A 13,535-nucleotide genomic window follows, 5' to 3' on the forward strand; every position below is an offset into this window, starting at 1 on the left:
ATGAAAGTTCGAGCTTCCGTCAAGAAAATTTGCCGTAATTGCAAGATTATTCGGCGCCGTGGCGCAGTCCGCGTCATCTGCACCGAACCGCGGCATAAGCAGCGTCAGGGCTAATCCTCTCGCTGTTGAAAAGTGGGCGCAGCATACTCCTTGCCTCCAAGGGAGGAAAAGGAGTATGCTATTGCGCCTTTTATGGACGACTAAACGAGCAAGCCGCTCAACATTCGGAGTAAGCTGATGGCCCGTATTGCAGGCGTCAATATCCCGGACAACAAGCATGCGGCGATCTCGCTGACCTACATCTTCGGGATTGGCCGCACACGTGCACAGGAAATCTGTGCTGTTGCCGGCATCGCACCGACTTCTAAGATTCAGGATCTGTCTGCTGAAGAGCTGGACACCCTGCGTACCGAAGTTGGCAAATATACCGTTGAAGGTGACCTTCGTCGTGATGTGACGCTGAACATCAAGCGTCTCATGGACTTAGGAGCCTACCGTGGTCTGCGCCATCGTCGTGGTCTTCCGCTGCGTGGACAGCGTACCAAGACCAACGCGCGTACCCGTAAGGGCCCGCGCAAGCCGATTCGCAAATAACACGCACGTTCTGGCGTTTAGACAGGAAGAAACATCAACATGGCTAACCCGCGCAGTAACCGTAAAAAGGTTAAAAAGCAGGTTGTGGATGCCATCGCGCATATCCATGCCTCTTTTAACAACACGATCGTGACGATCACAGACCGCCAAGGGAACGCACTTTCTTGGGCGACTTCCGGTGGTTCGGGTTTTCGTGGTTCTCGCAAGAGCACCCCGTTCGCTGCTCAAGTAGCAAGCGAGCGTGCAGCGACTGCTGCAGCCGAGTATGGTGTGAAAAACGTCGACGTACTGGTCAAGGGCCCCGGTCCTGGCCGTGAGTCTGCCGTGCGCGCTTTGAATGCCGCCGGTTTCCGCGTGCAAAGCATCACCGACGCGACGCCCGTTCCCCATAACGGCTGCCGTCCGCCGAAGAAACGCCGCGTTTAAGGAGACAGACTCATGGCACGTTATATTGGACCGAAGTGCAAACTGTCTCGTCGTGAGGGTACCGACCTCTTTCTGAAGAGCGGTGTCACTCCCTTCGAGAAGAAGTGCAAATCCGAGCAAATCCCGGGTGTGCACGGCCAGCGCCGTCAGCGTCTTTCCGACTATGGCTTGCAGCTTCGTGAGAAGCAGAAAGTGCGTCGTATCTACGGCGTACTCGAGAAGCAGTTCCGCAACTACTACAAGGAAGCCGCTCGCTTGAAGGGCGCTACCGGTGAGGTGTTGCTGCAGCTTCTCGAATCCCGACTGGACAATGTCGTCTACCGCATGGGCTTCGGCTCGACACGTGCCGAGGCGCGCCAGCTGGTGAGCCACAAGGCCATCGCTGTCAACGGTCGTAGCGTCAACGTGGCCTCTTATCAGGTCAAGCCGGGTGACGTGGTGTCCGTCCGTGAGAAGTCCAAGAACCAGGCTCGCATTCAGTCTTCGCTGGCGATTGCCGCTCAACGTGGCGATGTGGTCTGGATCGATGTCGACTCTAAGAAGATGGAAGGCACTTTCAAGGCTCTGCCTGAGCGCGGCGACCTGACTGCCGACATCAACGAAAACCTGATCGTCGAGCTGTACTCCAAGTAATCCTCGCGATGCCGGGATCGGCTGACGCCGGTCCTGGTTTGGAGTACCGAGTATCCGTTTGGCAGCCTGAAAGGTGTTCTTATGCAGCGTTCAGTGACAGAGTTTCTCCGTCCTCGCGATATCAAGGTCGAAGAGATCAGCGCGCACCACGCGAAGATCGTGCTCGAACCGTTCGAGCGCGGCTTCGGTCATACCCTGGGGAATGCTCTGCGCCGCATCCTGCTGTCCTCCATGCCCGGCTGTGCCGTGGTGGAGGCAGAGATCGAAGGCGTTTTGCATGAGTACAGCGCGATTGAGGGTGTTCAGGAAGACGTTATCGAAATCCTCCTCAACCTCAAGGACGTGGCTATCAAGATGCATGGCCGCGATGAAGCTGTATTGACGCTGAATAAGCAGGGCCCCGGTGTCATGACCGCTGGCGATATCGCCGGTGATCATAGCATTGAGATCGTAAACCCGGATCACATCATCGCTCACCTCAATGACAGTGGCGAGGTGAAGATGCAGCTCAAGGTCGCACGTGGCCGTGGCTACGAGCCGGCGGATACACGCTCTTCAGCGGATGATGAGTTCCGGGCCATCGGCCGTCTCCAACTGGATGCGACCTTCAGCCCGGTGCGCCGCGTTTCCTATTCTGTCGAAGCGGCACGTGTTGAACAGCGTACCGACCTCGATAAGTTGGTCATCGACCTGGAAACCGACGGCACTCTGGACCCGGAAGAAGCGATTCGTCGCAGCGCGACCATCCTGCAGGAGCAGCTGGGCGCGTTCGTCGATCTGGAAGCCGACAAAGAACAGGAAGTCGAGCAGGAAGAGGATCACATCGATCCGATACTGCTGCGTCCCGTAGACGATCTCGAGTTGACCGTTCGCAGCGCCAACTGCCTGAAGGCCGAGAATATCTATTACATCGGCGATCTGATCCAGCGCACGGAAGTGGAGCTGTTGAAGACCCCGAATCTCGGCAAGAAGTCTTTGAATGAAATCAAGGATGTTCTGGCAGCGCGTGGTCTGTCCCTTGGTATGCGGCTGGAAAATTGGCCGCCTTCGAGCCTGAAGGACGACAAGGCTTCTGCGTGAAGCTGACTCGAGTCCCAGTTTGGTAAGGAATCACAACCATGCGTCATCGTAAGAGTGGTCGCCACTTAAATCGTACGAGCTCGCATCGCCATGCCATGTTCAAGAACATGTGTGTGTCGCTGGTCGAGCACGAAGTTATCAAGACTACCCTGCCCAAGGCCAAGGAACTGCGTCGTCATGTCGAGCCGCTGATCACCTTGTCCAAGCAGGACAGCGTCGCCAATCGTCGTCTGGCCTTTGACCGTACCCGCTCCAAGGAAACGGTCGGCAAGCTCTTCAATGAGCTGGGCCCGCGTTACGCTGAGCGTCCGGGCGGCTATGTCCGTATTCTCAAGTGCGGTTTCCGCACCGGCGATAATGCGCCTATGGCCTATGTCGAACTGGTCGATCGTCCGGTCTCCCAGGAGGCGGCTGCCGAGGAGTAATCCCGGTAGCACGGCGGTATCGCTGTAGCTGTAGAGAACCGGCCCTTGGGCCGGTTTTTTTGTATCCGTGCTAGAGAGCGTCTATCGTCGCGGTCGGAAGTGGCGTCGTCGATGCCTCATGCCGGGCGGGACTTTTCCAATAGCGGCTTTAGGAAACGCCCGGTGTGTGAATGCTCGAGTGAGGCGACATGCTCGGGTGTGCCCTCGGCAATAATGCGCCCGCCGCCTGAACCACCTTCGGGACCTAGGTCCACCAACCAGTCGGCGGTCTTGATCACGTCGAGGTTATGTTCGATCACGACGATAGTATTGCCATGATCGCGCAGGCGATGGAGCACGGTCAGCAGTTGGCGAATGTCTTCGAAGTGCAAACCCGTGGTGGGTTCGTCCAGGATATACAGCGTTTTGCCGGTATCCCGCTTGGCCAGTTCCCGGGCCAGCTTGACACGCTGGGCCTCGCCCCCGGAGAGGGTGGTGGCGCTCTGACCGAGACGCACATAGGAGAGGCCTACATCCATCAAGGTCTGGAGTCGTCGAGCAATGGCAGGAACCGGGCTAAAGAACTCCAGCGCTTCTTCCACGGTCATCTCGAGGACTTCGTGGATGCTTTTGTCCTTGTAGTGGATTTCCAGCGTTTCGCGATTATAGCGCTTGCCCTTGCAGACATCGCAGGGAACGTAGATATCGGGCAGGAAGTGCATTTCCACCTTGATCATGCCCTCGCCCTGGCAGGCCTCGCAGCGTCCGCCCTTGACGTTGAAACTGAAGCGTCCGGGTTTGTAGCCGCGCGAACGCGCCTCCTGAGTGCCGGCGAACAGCTCGCGAATCGGCGTGAAAATGCCGGTGTAGGTTGCGGGGTTGGAGCGAGGCGTGCGGCCGATGGGGCTCTGGTCGATATCGATGACCTTGTCGAGCTGATCGAGCCCTTCGATCTTCCGGTAGGGGCCAGGCTTGAGAGTGGTGGCTTTGTTCAGCTCACGGGCGGCAATCGGCATCAGTGTCGAGTTGATCAAGGTCGATTTGCCGGAGCCCGAAACGCCGGTGATACATACCAACAGACCCAGCGGCAGTTCCAGCGTGACATCATGCAGGTTGTTGCCGTTGGCGCCGCTCAGGCGTAGTTTCTTCTCGGGATTGCCCGGGATGCGGTGGGGCGGAATCTCGATGCGTCGTGTACCGGCCAGGTACTGTCCGGTCAGCGAGGCGGCGGTATTCTGGATATCTTCGGGAGCGCCCTGGGCGACGATCTGTCCGCCATGGACCCCTGCGCCGGGACCAATATCGAGAACATGATCGGCCGCGCGTATGGCATCCTCGTCATGTTCGACGACGATCACGGTATTGCCCAGATCGCGCAGGTGCACCAGTGTTTTGAGCAGGCGATCGTTATCGCGCTGATGCAGGCCGATCGATGGCTCGTCGAGGATATACATCACACCCACCAGGCCGGCGCCGATCTGGCTGGCCAGACGGATGCGCTGGGCCTCGCCGCCGGAGAGTGTTTCGGCGCTGCGTTCGAGGTTGAGGTAGTCGAGACCCACATTGACCAGGAACTCCAGGCGCGCGCATATCTCCTGGACGATCTTGACCGCGATTTCCCCCTTGCGGCCGGGCAGCTTGAGCCGGTGAAAATAGTCCCAGGCTTCGCCTATCGGCAGGCGCACCATGTCCGGCAACGTGCACTTGTCGATATAGACGTGGCGCGCCTCACGGCGAAGACGGCTGCCATGGCAAGTGGGGCAGGGCTGCACCGCCAGGTACTTGGCCAGATCTTCGCGCACCATGCTCGACTCGGTTTCCCGGTAGCGCCGTTCCATGTTGGGGAGCACGCCCTCGAAAGCATGTTCGCGAGTGACCTTGCGGCCACGGTCGTTGACATAATCGAAGGCGACGACATCGCGTCCGCTGCCGTTGAGGATGATATCGCGCTCATGACGGGCGAGATCCTGCCAGGCGGTCTCCAGCTTGAAACGGTAATGCGCGGCGACTGCCTGAAGCTGATTGAAATAGTAGACGCTGCGTCTGTCCCAGCCCTTGATCACCCCTTCGGCCAGGGACAGTTCGGGGTGGCTGATCAATTTTTCGGGATCGAAATACTGGCGCACGCCCAGGCCGTCGCAGGTGGGGCACGCGCCGGCCGGGTTGTTGAACGAGAACATGCGCGGTTCTAGTTCGGCGATGGAATAGCCGCAGATGGGACAGGCGAAGCGTGCCGAGAAGACGATATCATCGGCCTCGCCGTCCATGAAGTGCACCATGGCGATGCCGTCGGCGAGATTGAGCGCTGTTTCGAAGGACTCGGCCAGGCGCTGCTGCAGGCCGTCGCGGACCTTGACGCGGTCGACCACCACACTGATGTCGTGCTTCTTGTTCTTGTCCAGCGGTGCCAGATCGTCGAGTTCGACGAGCAGCCCATCGACCATGACGCGGACAAAGCCCTGGGCTCGCAGCTCGGCAAGCAACTGCAGATGCTCGCCCTTGCGGCCCTTGATCACCGGGGCCAGCAGCATTAGCTTGCTGCCCTCCGGGAGCGCCAGGACCTGGTCGACCATCTGTGAGACGGTCTGCGCCTCAAGGTCGGTATCGTGCTCGGGGCAGCGCGGTGTGCCGGCACGTGCAAACAGCAGGCGCAGGTAATCGTAGATTTCGGTGATGGTGCCGACGGTGGAACGCGGGTTGTGCGACGTGGATTTCTGCTCGATGGAGATCGCAGGCGAGAGCCCCTCGATGTGATCGACATCGGGCTTTTCCATCATCGACAGGAACTGGCGGGCATAGGTGGAGAGGGACTCCACGTAGCGGCGCTGCCCCTCGGCGTACAGCGTATCGAACGCCAGCGAGGATTTGCCGGACCCCGACAGGCCCGTGACCACGATCAGCTTGTCGCGCGGCAGATCGACATCGATGTTCTTGAGGTTGTGGGTGCGAGCACCCCTGACCAGAATCCTGTCCATTCCCACCTCATGTGCAGCGCAAAACGTCAATTATAAGGGTTCGAACAAACCTTGGGCAAAGGAAGGGGTGACTTTCCCTTGGGAAGCCGTACCGGTAGAATGTAGGGTCCACGTTCGGACTTTCCCAGTCCGGATGACACGCGAGCAACGACGACGCGATTCCATGATGAACTCCCATCTGTTTGCTACCGAACGCCGTGCGATCATAGGACTGGCGAGTCTGTATGCTTCGCGCATGCTGGGCCTGTTCATGGTGTTGCCGGTACTGGCGCTGTACGCTGACGGCCTGGCGGGCTCCACTCCTTTGCTGGTCGGGCTGGCCCTGGGGGGCTATGGCCTGACCCAAGCTATCCTGCAAATTCCTTTCGGCCTGCTTTCGGACCGCCTGGGCCGTAAAGCGGTTATCGCCGCGGGACTACTGCTGTTTCTGATTGGCAGTGTCGTGGCGGCGCAGGCTACCACGATAACCGGCGTCGTGGTCGGACGTTGTCTACAGGGTAGCGGGGCGGTGGCCGGCGCCATTATGGCCCTGCTGGCCGATCAGACGCGAGAGGAGGTGCGGACGGCGGCGATGGCCACTATCGGCTTATCGATTGGCGTAGCATTTGCCGTGGCCATGGTGTTGGGCCCATTGATTGCCGATCCTTTCGGGCTATCGGGAGTGTTCTGGTTCACGGCGCTGCTGGCGGCGGTCAGCCTGCTGGTGCTTTGGCGTCTGGTGCCCTCTGCACCGCTTCGTGCTCATCGCGATGTCGGTCTGGATCGCTCCCAACTGCGTGCCACGTTGGGGCGAGTCGATCTGCTGCGACTCGATTTTTCCATCTTCTCCCTGCATCTTATTCTCACCGCCTGCTTCATCGTCGTCCCGTTCCGGTTGGAGGCGCTGGGAATTCCGGCCGCACAGCATGGCTGGGTGTATCTGCCGATAATGGGACTGGCCTTTATCGGCATGGTGCCACTGGTGATCATCGCCGAGAAGTATCGCAAGATGAAGGCGGTATTTGTGGCGGCGGTCGCAATCATGGCGCTGGTCCTGCTCGGTCTGGGAGAAATGGCCGAGCAGCGCTGGACATTGTTTGCCCTGTTGTGGGGATTCTTCGTGGTGTTCAATCTACTCGAAGCCACCCTGCCGTCGATGATCAGCAAGCTGGCACCGGCAGGCGCCAAAGGCACGGCAATGGGGATTTACTCGACCAGTCAGTTCCTGGGTGCCTTCCTGGGCGGAGTGTTGGGAGGTGCGGTATCGCAGCACTTCGGGCGTGACGCGGTTTTCCTGGGAGCCGCACTGCTGGCAGCGGTGTGGTTGTTGGTCGTCTGGAAAATGCCGGCGCCACGCCATCTGTCCAGCGAGATCGTGGCGCTCGACGAGCAGGCCATGAGCGGGCTCGATGCCCTGCTTGATCGTGTCGCATCGGTGAAGGGAGTGGAAGATGTCATGCTGGTGCCCGAAGAGCGGGTGGTCTATCTCAAGGTGGACCGTCAGCTTCTAGACAGTGAGGCTCTGGCTCGGGTGGTGGGAGCAAGACGGGATCAGACCTGCGCCTGAGGGCGAAACAGGGCTTTAGACATAGCAATGGCAAACGGCTGCACCGACTGGTAGCGCAAGGAGACAACGATGGCACGTGGTGTAAACAAGGTCATTCTGATCGGCAATCTCGGTCAGGATCCGGAAGTGCGTTTTCTTCCCTCCGGTAATCCGGTGTGCAACCTGCGCATTGCCACTACCGATACCTGGACTGACCGCCAGAGTGGGCAGCGCCAGGAGCGTACCGAGTGGCACTCGGTGGTGATGTTCAACAAGCTGGCGGAAATCGCCCAGCAGTATGTGAAAAAAGGCTCGCGCATCTATATCGAGGGGCGTCTGCAGACCCGCAAGTGGCAGGGGCAGGATGGGCAGGATCGCTACAGTACCGAAATCGTCGCCAACGACATGCAGATGCTCGACTCGCGTAGCGGGCAGGGCGGTGGCTCCGATTACAATCAGCAGGCGAATCAGGGCGGTTATGGCAATGCGCCGCAGGGGAACGATTATGGCGGTGCCGCCCAGGGAGGCTATGGCCAGGCGGCTCAAGGCGGTCAGTCGCGCCCGGCTCCGCAACAGCCCCCAGCTCAGCAGCCACCCGCTCAGGGGGGCCAGCAGGGAGGTAACTACGGCGCTCCTAATCCGGGAAGTTTCGATGATTTCGATGACGAGATTCCGTTCTAGCGGACACTCATTGAAAAATATTGTGCATCCAAGTGAACCCGCCATAGGCGGGTTTTTTTATTGCCGTTAAGTGTCGCTTTTGCAGCACCTCGCGTGTATCTGCACACTCTCGTAGAGCCAATGAAAGAAGTGCGATCACTTTAAAAGCCATCGGGGGGGGGGCAGGTTCGCCGGCGTGATGGGTTTTCTGATGAGGGCTTGAGGGTTATTTTGGTTATTGAGGTATCCATAGGGCAAGAGTATTAAGAGTTAAGCCCAAGGTACGGAGCCAGAATGAGCGTCGCTTCTTCGAAAAAAGGATACCGTCCCGAAATCGAGGGAATTAGGGCCTTGGCCGCGGCTCTGGTCGCAGTGTTTCATATATGGCTTGGTGGAGTGTCGGGCGGCGTGGATGTCTTCTTCGTCGTGTCAGGCTTTCTGGTCACCATATCGTTGCTTTCTCAGCAGTATGCCTACGGACGTATCGTGCCGCTGGCTTTTTGGGCGAATCTGACAAAGCGCTTATTTCCTTCCGCATTTCTGGTGGTTTTCGTCACCGCCATAGCGGGAATTTTTATCCTGCCGCAGGTGCTGTGGGTCGATACCATTCGACATGCCGCGGCTTCGATCGTCTACGCCGAGAACTGGCGGCTGGCCTTCGATGCAGTGAACTACCTGACTCAAGGTATGGAGGCAACGCCTTATCAGCATTACTGGGCGCTTTCGGTACAAGGACAGTTCTATTTCCTGTGGCCTGCCCTGTTACTGGCGCTGCTATGGCGTGTTCGCAGTCCGGATGTCGCGAAGCGCCGCCTTAGTGTGGCATTTACCTGCATATTGCTGTCTTCGTTGTGCTACTCAATCGTCACGACTCATCACAACCAGCCGTTTGCTTATTACGATACCCTGGCCAGGGTATGGGAATTTGGCTTAGGGGCTGCTGGCGGTTTGGATAAACCGTATCCGCCTGAACCGGATGGCCAGCTTCGTCATCGGCTGGGCTGGGCTGGGCGGGCTGTTGCTGTGTGGCTTCGTGCTGGATGTATCGCACCAGTTCCCAGGCTATGTCGCCTTGCTCCCGACGCTGAGTGTGGTGGGTATCATTATCTCGGGTAGTCAGCGAACGGGAGGTAGTGCTGCGGCATTATTGTCGAAAGAGCCTTTCGTCAGGTTGGGGGCGGTCTCCTACGCATTTTATCTATGGCACTGGCCGGTGCTGATCTTCTTTCGGCATATGACGCGTGACCCTGACGTCACCTTGCTGGAAGGGATTCTGGTGCTCACGGTCGCTTTCGCTCTCGCCGTCGTGTCGACGCGCTTACTGGAAGGTCCCGTCAGGAACTCGTCGCTGGGAAGAGCCAAGCCGATAAAAACCTTTGTTTATATGACGCTCTTTTGTCTTCCGGCCGGCGCCGCAGTAGGGGGATGGGCAGGTTATACTAAGCAAGCGCTCTTGTCGGATGTCGCAGTGTTGAACGTCAATGATCCCGACCATCCGGGGGCCCGAGCGCCTTGGGGCGAGCCACCGCCGTCCGGGAGTGTCGGTCTTTATCCCAGTCCGCTCAATGCGAGCCGGGATCTACCCAAGCCGTATGCCGACCAGTGCCAACAGCAGTCGATGCGAGCCGAACTTCTGCGTTGCGAATATGGCCCGAAAAATGCAGAGAAGGTCGTAGCCCTTGTGGGAGGATCACACTCTACGCAATGGCTTCCTGCCTTCGAAGTCTTTGCCGAACAGGACGACTTTAAAATCGTTAATTACACCAAAAGCTTCTGCCTTTTTTCCTCGCCTGCTGGCTTTGGCGAGGTGTACCAGTATCCCTCATGTACGCAGTGGAACGCCCGCCTGATGGAGGAGTTGATCGCATCCGAGCCCGATCTGGTGTTTACCACCTATACTCGAGACGGGGGGGAGAATGAATACGTGCCGCAGGGATACATAGAGTGGTTTCGAGAACTGGAGAAGCATGACATCAACGTCTTGGCCGTGCGCGATAATCCCTGGTTACCCTTCGAACCGTCAAAATGCGTCGAAATGTACGGTGTCGCTGCCGAGGAGTGCCAGGTCTCCAGAGCCGAAGTGCTGGCAAGAACCGATCCGGCGGTGCATTTGCAAACCACGATGAAGAATGTTTCGTTCATCGACCTTTCCCGCTTCTTCTGTGATGAGAAGGTCTGCTTTCCCCAAAGAGGCAATGTACTTATCTACCGCGACTCTCATCATATTACAGCCTCCTATATGCGCACTCTTGCCGCTTATTTAAGGCCCGAAGTCAAATCTGCCATGAGAACAGGCTGCTGTAGTTCCGCGGCCCGTTGATGCGATGCAGGACAAGTACCGATACGGATGGGGAGAAAGGCCTTGAATGTCGTCATACCATTTCCCTCGGGGCGTATGGCATGACGCGTTACAGAAACATTTACTCGCTCTCATCGAGAGTATCGGCTCCTGCCGGCCTCAATCCCTAAAACGGCTGGCGGGTAACCCCTTGACTCCAGGCGTCGCCCGAAACAGGCTTCCTGCCAGCGCTTCCTCATCGCGATCCACTGCGGCAGTGGTGATATAAAGCTCCGTAAGTTCAGCACCTCCGAAGGCGCACGAGGTGACCCGGGAGGCGGGTACTTCGATGACACGCTCGGGCGAGCCGTCCGGCAGGAAGCGAGTGACGCGTCCACCATCCCAATGGGCAATCCATAGGCCGCCTTGCGCATCGCAGGTCATGCCGTCGGGATAGCCCTCGGACTCGGCGAAGCGGATATGGACGCGTTTGTTGCTCAGCTCACCCTGGCGGTTCAGGTCGAAGGCATACACGGTCCGGGATGGACTGTCGGTATGGTAGAGCGTTGTCCCATCGGGGCTGATGGCGGGCCCGTTGGTGACGGTATAGGGTGCGTCAACCATAACCGGGCCACACTCGTCGAGACGGTAAAGCTTACCCGTGGCAGCCGTCTCGGCATCGTTCATCGAGCCGAACCAGATGCGTCCTGCCGGGTCTGCCTTGCCATCGTTGAAACGATTGTCGGGTTGGTCGGCTTCTGGGTGGGCAATCTCGCGTTGCAGTTGTGGCCCCGCTTCCGCGTCGAAGGTGAGATGCACGATGCGCGAACGCAGGCCGGCGATGAAACCGGGTGCCTGGGTGCAAGGTACCAGCCAGCAGCAGGCCTCCTGCATCGGCCAAGTGCGCGTCTCACCCCGTAGCGGAAAGTGAGCCAGTAGCTGACTGCCCCGAATATCGACGAACAGTAAGGCGTGGTGCTCCGGTGACCAGAGCGGTCCTTCGCCGAGCTGAGTGCGCCCGGTCCAGACAGGGGAGGCCGTAGCCGTCATGGGGAATCCTCGCGGTGGTATTGTCGAATTGGCCTATCCTATGTGGCCTTATGGTGCCGTAAAGTGATGCGCTTGAGAAACGTCGCATAGGACCAACGGATGACAGCGCGCGAGGGAAGTGTAAGTATGGGCGCCCTGGGCGCATGCCGCCGGAAGCGCCCTGCGCCGTATTGGGTGAAAAGACTGCATAACGATCGAGGGTAATCTGTGAAGCTGTTGCTGGTTGATGCGGGACACTGCCTTAACTTGGCGCTAGCGCGCGAGGCCAACCGACGCAGCGATACCGAGCTGCTGATCATGGAAACCGAGCAGGCCACTGCGGAGCAGCTTAGGCAACTGACTCCCGATGCGCTGATCATTCCCCCGCTGGCCGAGCCGGCCCGGGCGGAGCCGGCTGCCGTCATTGCTCATGCCGAGTCTGTCGAGACGAACCTCGAGGCCTGCCATCGCGCAGACATCCCACTGGTCTGGTGTGTAGCCGATCAGCTCTACGAGGATGGCGCGGATATTCCTATCGACGAACACGTGATCCCCACTCCGCGCGATGAAAGTCTTCAGCGGCTCATTCTGACGGGGGATCGTATCCGCCAGCGCCATGCCAAACACTTCATCATCCGTCTGGGGCCGTTGTTTGCCCTCGAAGGTGCGCATGCCTGGCTGTCGGAGCTGATCGACATGCTAGTCAGCAACCAGGAGGTGCGCGCGGCAGAAGATATCATCGTATGTCCCACCTCGGTGGATGCCGTGGCGATGGCTCTGATCGGTATGTTACAGCAGCAAGTCAGCGGGGCGGGGGCCTGGGGGGCTTATCATCTTGCCGGCACCGAGCCGGTCAGTCCTTATGCCTTCGCCTCGATGGTCCGCACCCAACTACAAACCCGGCTCGAGGGACTCGGCCATGACGTCTCGCTGGGCGAGTTGACGGCACTCAAACACCATCATGATCAGCCGCTGCGGCGGGTACTCAACTGCCGGCGCGTTCTAGAGGCCTTTGGTGTTCATCAAAAGCCCTGGCGACTGGAGCTGGGACGTATGCTGGATACTTGGTGCGAGGCCTATCGGGAGCACAAGCAATGAACCTGTTGCGTAGCCTGCTGTTCTATGTGGGGTACTTTCTGGCCCTGATCGTTTCCGGCGTATTGTTTCTCCCGGTGGGGGCGCTGTTACCGCTGCGTTCTCGCTATGGGCTGTTCAATCTTTACAATCGCTTCATTCTACGCTGGCTGACCTGGACCTGCGGCGTGCATTACCGGATCGTCGGCCGAGAGAACGTGCCGGATGGGCCTTGTGTGGTACTCGCCAATCATCAAAGTGAATGGGAGACCGTCTACCTTCAACTGCTCAAGTCACCGATCTGTACGGTGCTCAAGCGCGAGCTGCTGCGCATCCCTATTTTCGGCTGGGGGCTACGTCTGTTAGAGCCGATTCCCTTGGACCGTTCGAAACCGGCACGCGCCATGCGTCAGGTTTTGCAGGTGGGCACGCAGCGGCTGCAGAATGGACTATCGGTATTGATCTTTCCCGAGGGCACTCGAGTCGAACCGGGACAGCGCCGTCGCTACAATAAGAGCGGGGCGGTGATCGCCTGTCGAGCCGGCGTCCCGGTCCTGCCGGTGGCACATAACGCTGGCGAGCGCTGGCCCGGGCGTCGCTGGGTCAAGAATCCTGGGCGTCTGAATGTTGTCGTGGGGCCTCCTATCGCCACGGAAGGGCGCAAGGCAGAAGATGTGATGGCGGATGTCGAAGCCTGGATCGAGGCGCGCCTCGAGGAGATTTCCGAGGTGCCGCGTCCGGATGTCGCAACCGACCCGGAGCCGGCCAAATTGCCGGTCTGAGCCGCCAGATTCCAGAAACCAAAAAAGGGCGCCCCCTATGGGACGCCCTTTTGGCTAGGCGGCGTTATCGAGCAG

The 13,535-nt window shown here is 58.9% G+C and carries 13 protein-coding genes and 1 pseudogene; 12 read left to right on the forward strand and 2 right to left on the reverse strand.

From position 1 onward, the window contains the following. The 6 genes from rpmJ to rplQ all read left to right on the forward strand — a co-directional run bounded on the left by rpmJ (window position 1) and on the right by rplQ (window position 3,158). Window positions 1-114, forward strand: coding sequence for a 50S ribosomal protein L36 (rpmJ, locus tag ACW4DH_RS16930; protein ID WP_077373351.1), 114 nt, complete (start codon window positions 1-3; stop codon window positions 112-114). 123 nt (window positions 115-237) lie between these two features. Next, complete coding sequence (gene rpsM / locus ACW4DH_RS16935) at window positions 238-594, forward strand: 30S ribosomal protein S13 (RefSeq protein WP_459637579.1); 357 nt, start codon at window positions 238-240, stop codon at window positions 592-594. A gap of 39 nt (window positions 595-633) precedes the next feature. Beyond that, on the forward strand, window positions 634-1,020 hold the full coding sequence (gene rpsK / locus ACW4DH_RS16940; RefSeq protein WP_048306656.1) for a 30S ribosomal protein S11: 387 nt from the start codon (window positions 634-636) through the stop codon (window positions 1,018-1,020). A gap of 12 nt (window positions 1,021-1,032) precedes the next feature. Then, entirely contained in the window at window positions 1,033-1,653 is a 621-nt protein-coding gene (gene rpsD, locus ACW4DH_RS16945; protein WP_459637580.1) for a 30S ribosomal protein S4, read from the forward strand. 81 nt (window positions 1,654-1,734) lie between these two features. Next, window positions 1,735-2,733 (forward strand): DNA-directed RNA polymerase subunit alpha, encoded by a 999-nt coding sequence (locus tag ACW4DH_RS16950; RefSeq protein WP_459637581.1) that lies wholly within the window; start codon window positions 1,735-1,737, stop codon window positions 2,731-2,733. A gap of 38 nt (window positions 2,734-2,771) precedes the next feature. Beyond that, window positions 2,772-3,158, forward strand: coding sequence for a 50S ribosomal protein L17 (rplQ, locus tag ACW4DH_RS16955; RefSeq protein ID WP_459637582.1), 387 nt, complete (start codon window positions 2,772-2,774; stop codon window positions 3,156-3,158). A gap of 116 nt (window positions 3,159-3,274) precedes the next feature. Here rplQ and uvrA read toward each other — a convergent pair whose 3' ends face one another. After that, a complete protein-coding gene (uvrA, locus tag ACW4DH_RS16960) occupies window positions 3,275-6,112 on the reverse strand; it encodes an excinuclease ABC subunit UvrA (protein WP_459637583.1) in 2,838 nt (945 codons plus the stop codon). A 166-nt stretch (window positions 6,113-6,278) separates the two neighbouring features. Here uvrA and ACW4DH_RS16965 point away from each other — a divergent pair, with 166 nt between their 5' ends. The 4 genes and pseudogenes from ACW4DH_RS16965 to ACW4DH_RS16980 all read left to right on the forward strand — a co-directional run bounded on the left by ACW4DH_RS16965 (window position 6,279) and on the right by ACW4DH_RS16980 (window position 10,617). Further along, window positions 6,279-7,658 (forward strand): MFS transporter, encoded by a 1,380-nt coding sequence (locus ACW4DH_RS16965; RefSeq protein WP_459637631.1) that lies wholly within the window; start codon window positions 6,279-6,281, stop codon window positions 7,656-7,658. A 69-nt stretch (window positions 7,659-7,727) separates the two neighbouring features. Continuing rightward, window positions 7,728-8,318, forward strand: a complete 591-nt coding sequence (locus ACW4DH_RS16970) for a single-stranded DNA-binding protein (protein WP_459637584.1) — start codon at window positions 7,728-7,730, stop codon at window positions 8,316-8,318. 273 nt (window positions 8,319-8,591) lie between these two features. Continuing rightward, window positions 8,592-9,546, forward strand: a pseudogene (locus ACW4DH_RS16975) (acyltransferase family protein); the annotation flags it as partial. A gap of 135 nt (window positions 9,547-9,681) precedes the next feature. Then, a complete protein-coding gene (locus ACW4DH_RS16980; protein ID WP_459637632.1) occupies window positions 9,682-10,617 on the forward strand; it encodes an SGNH hydrolase domain-containing protein in 936 nt (311 codons plus the stop codon). 138 nt (window positions 10,618-10,755) lie between these two features. Here ACW4DH_RS16980 and ACW4DH_RS16985 read toward each other — a convergent pair whose 3' ends face one another. Continuing rightward, on the reverse strand, window positions 10,756-11,625 hold the full coding sequence (locus ACW4DH_RS16985) for an SMP-30/gluconolactonase/LRE family protein (RefSeq protein WP_459637585.1): 870 nt from the start codon (window positions 11,623-11,625) through the stop codon (window positions 10,756-10,758). A gap of 207 nt (window positions 11,626-11,832) precedes the next feature. On the opposite strand from ACW4DH_RS16985, the gene ACW4DH_RS16990 reads away from it, so the two are divergent. Further along, the gene (locus ACW4DH_RS16990) at window positions 11,833-12,702 is read left to right on the forward strand and encodes a sugar nucleotide-binding protein (RefSeq protein WP_459637586.1); all 870 of its coding nucleotides are present in this window, start codon (window positions 11,833-11,835) and stop codon (window positions 12,700-12,702) included. Next, window positions 12,699-13,460, forward strand: a complete 762-nt coding sequence (locus ACW4DH_RS16995; RefSeq protein WP_459637587.1) for a lysophospholipid acyltransferase family protein — start codon at window positions 12,699-12,701, stop codon at window positions 13,458-13,460. Before ACW4DH_RS16990 ends, ACW4DH_RS16995 begins: the two co-directional genes overlap by 4 nt. Window positions 13,461-13,535: the final 75 nt, after the last annotated feature.

The organism is Halomonas sp. WWR20 (genome assembly GCF_054602495.1).

Coding starts and splice junctions, on each gene's coding strand:
- ACW4DH_RS16965 (WP_459637631.1), top strand. CDS start 6,279: ATGAACTCCCATCTGTTTGCTACCGAACGCCGTGCGATCATAGGACTG.
- ACW4DH_RS16950 (WP_459637581.1), top strand. CDS start 1,735: ATGCAGCGTTCAGTGACAGAGTTTCTCCGTCCTCGCGATATCAAGGTC.
- rpsK (WP_048306656.1), top strand. CDS start 634: ATGGCTAACCCGCGCAGTAACCGTAAAAAGGTTAAAAAGCAGGTTGTG.
- ACW4DH_RS16970 (WP_459637584.1), top strand. CDS start 7,728: ATGGCACGTGGTGTAAACAAGGTCATTCTGATCGGCAATCTCGGTCAG.
- ACW4DH_RS16985 (WP_459637585.1), bottom strand. CDS start 11,625: ATGACGGCTACGGCCTCCCCTGTCTGGACCGGGCGCACTCAGCTCGGC.
- uvrA (WP_459637583.1), bottom strand. CDS start 6,112: ATGGACAGGATTCTGGTCAGGGGTGCTCGCACCCACAACCTCAAGAAC.
- rpmJ (WP_077373351.1), top strand. CDS start 1: ATGAAAGTTCGAGCTTCCGTCAAGAAAATTTGCCGTAATTGCAAGATT.
- rpsD (WP_459637580.1), top strand. CDS start 1,033: ATGGCACGTTATATTGGACCGAAGTGCAAACTGTCTCGTCGTGAGGGT.
- rpsM (WP_459637579.1), top strand. CDS start 238: ATGGCCCGTATTGCAGGCGTCAATATCCCGGACAACAAGCATGCGGCG.
- ACW4DH_RS16980 (WP_459637632.1), top strand. CDS start 9,682: ATGACGCTCTTTTGTCTTCCGGCCGGCGCCGCAGTAGGGGGATGGGCA.
- ACW4DH_RS16995 (WP_459637587.1), top strand. CDS start 12,699: ATGAACCTGTTGCGTAGCCTGCTGTTCTATGTGGGGTACTTTCTGGCC.
- rplQ (WP_459637582.1), top strand. CDS start 2,772: ATGCGTCATCGTAAGAGTGGTCGCCACTTAAATCGTACGAGCTCGCAT.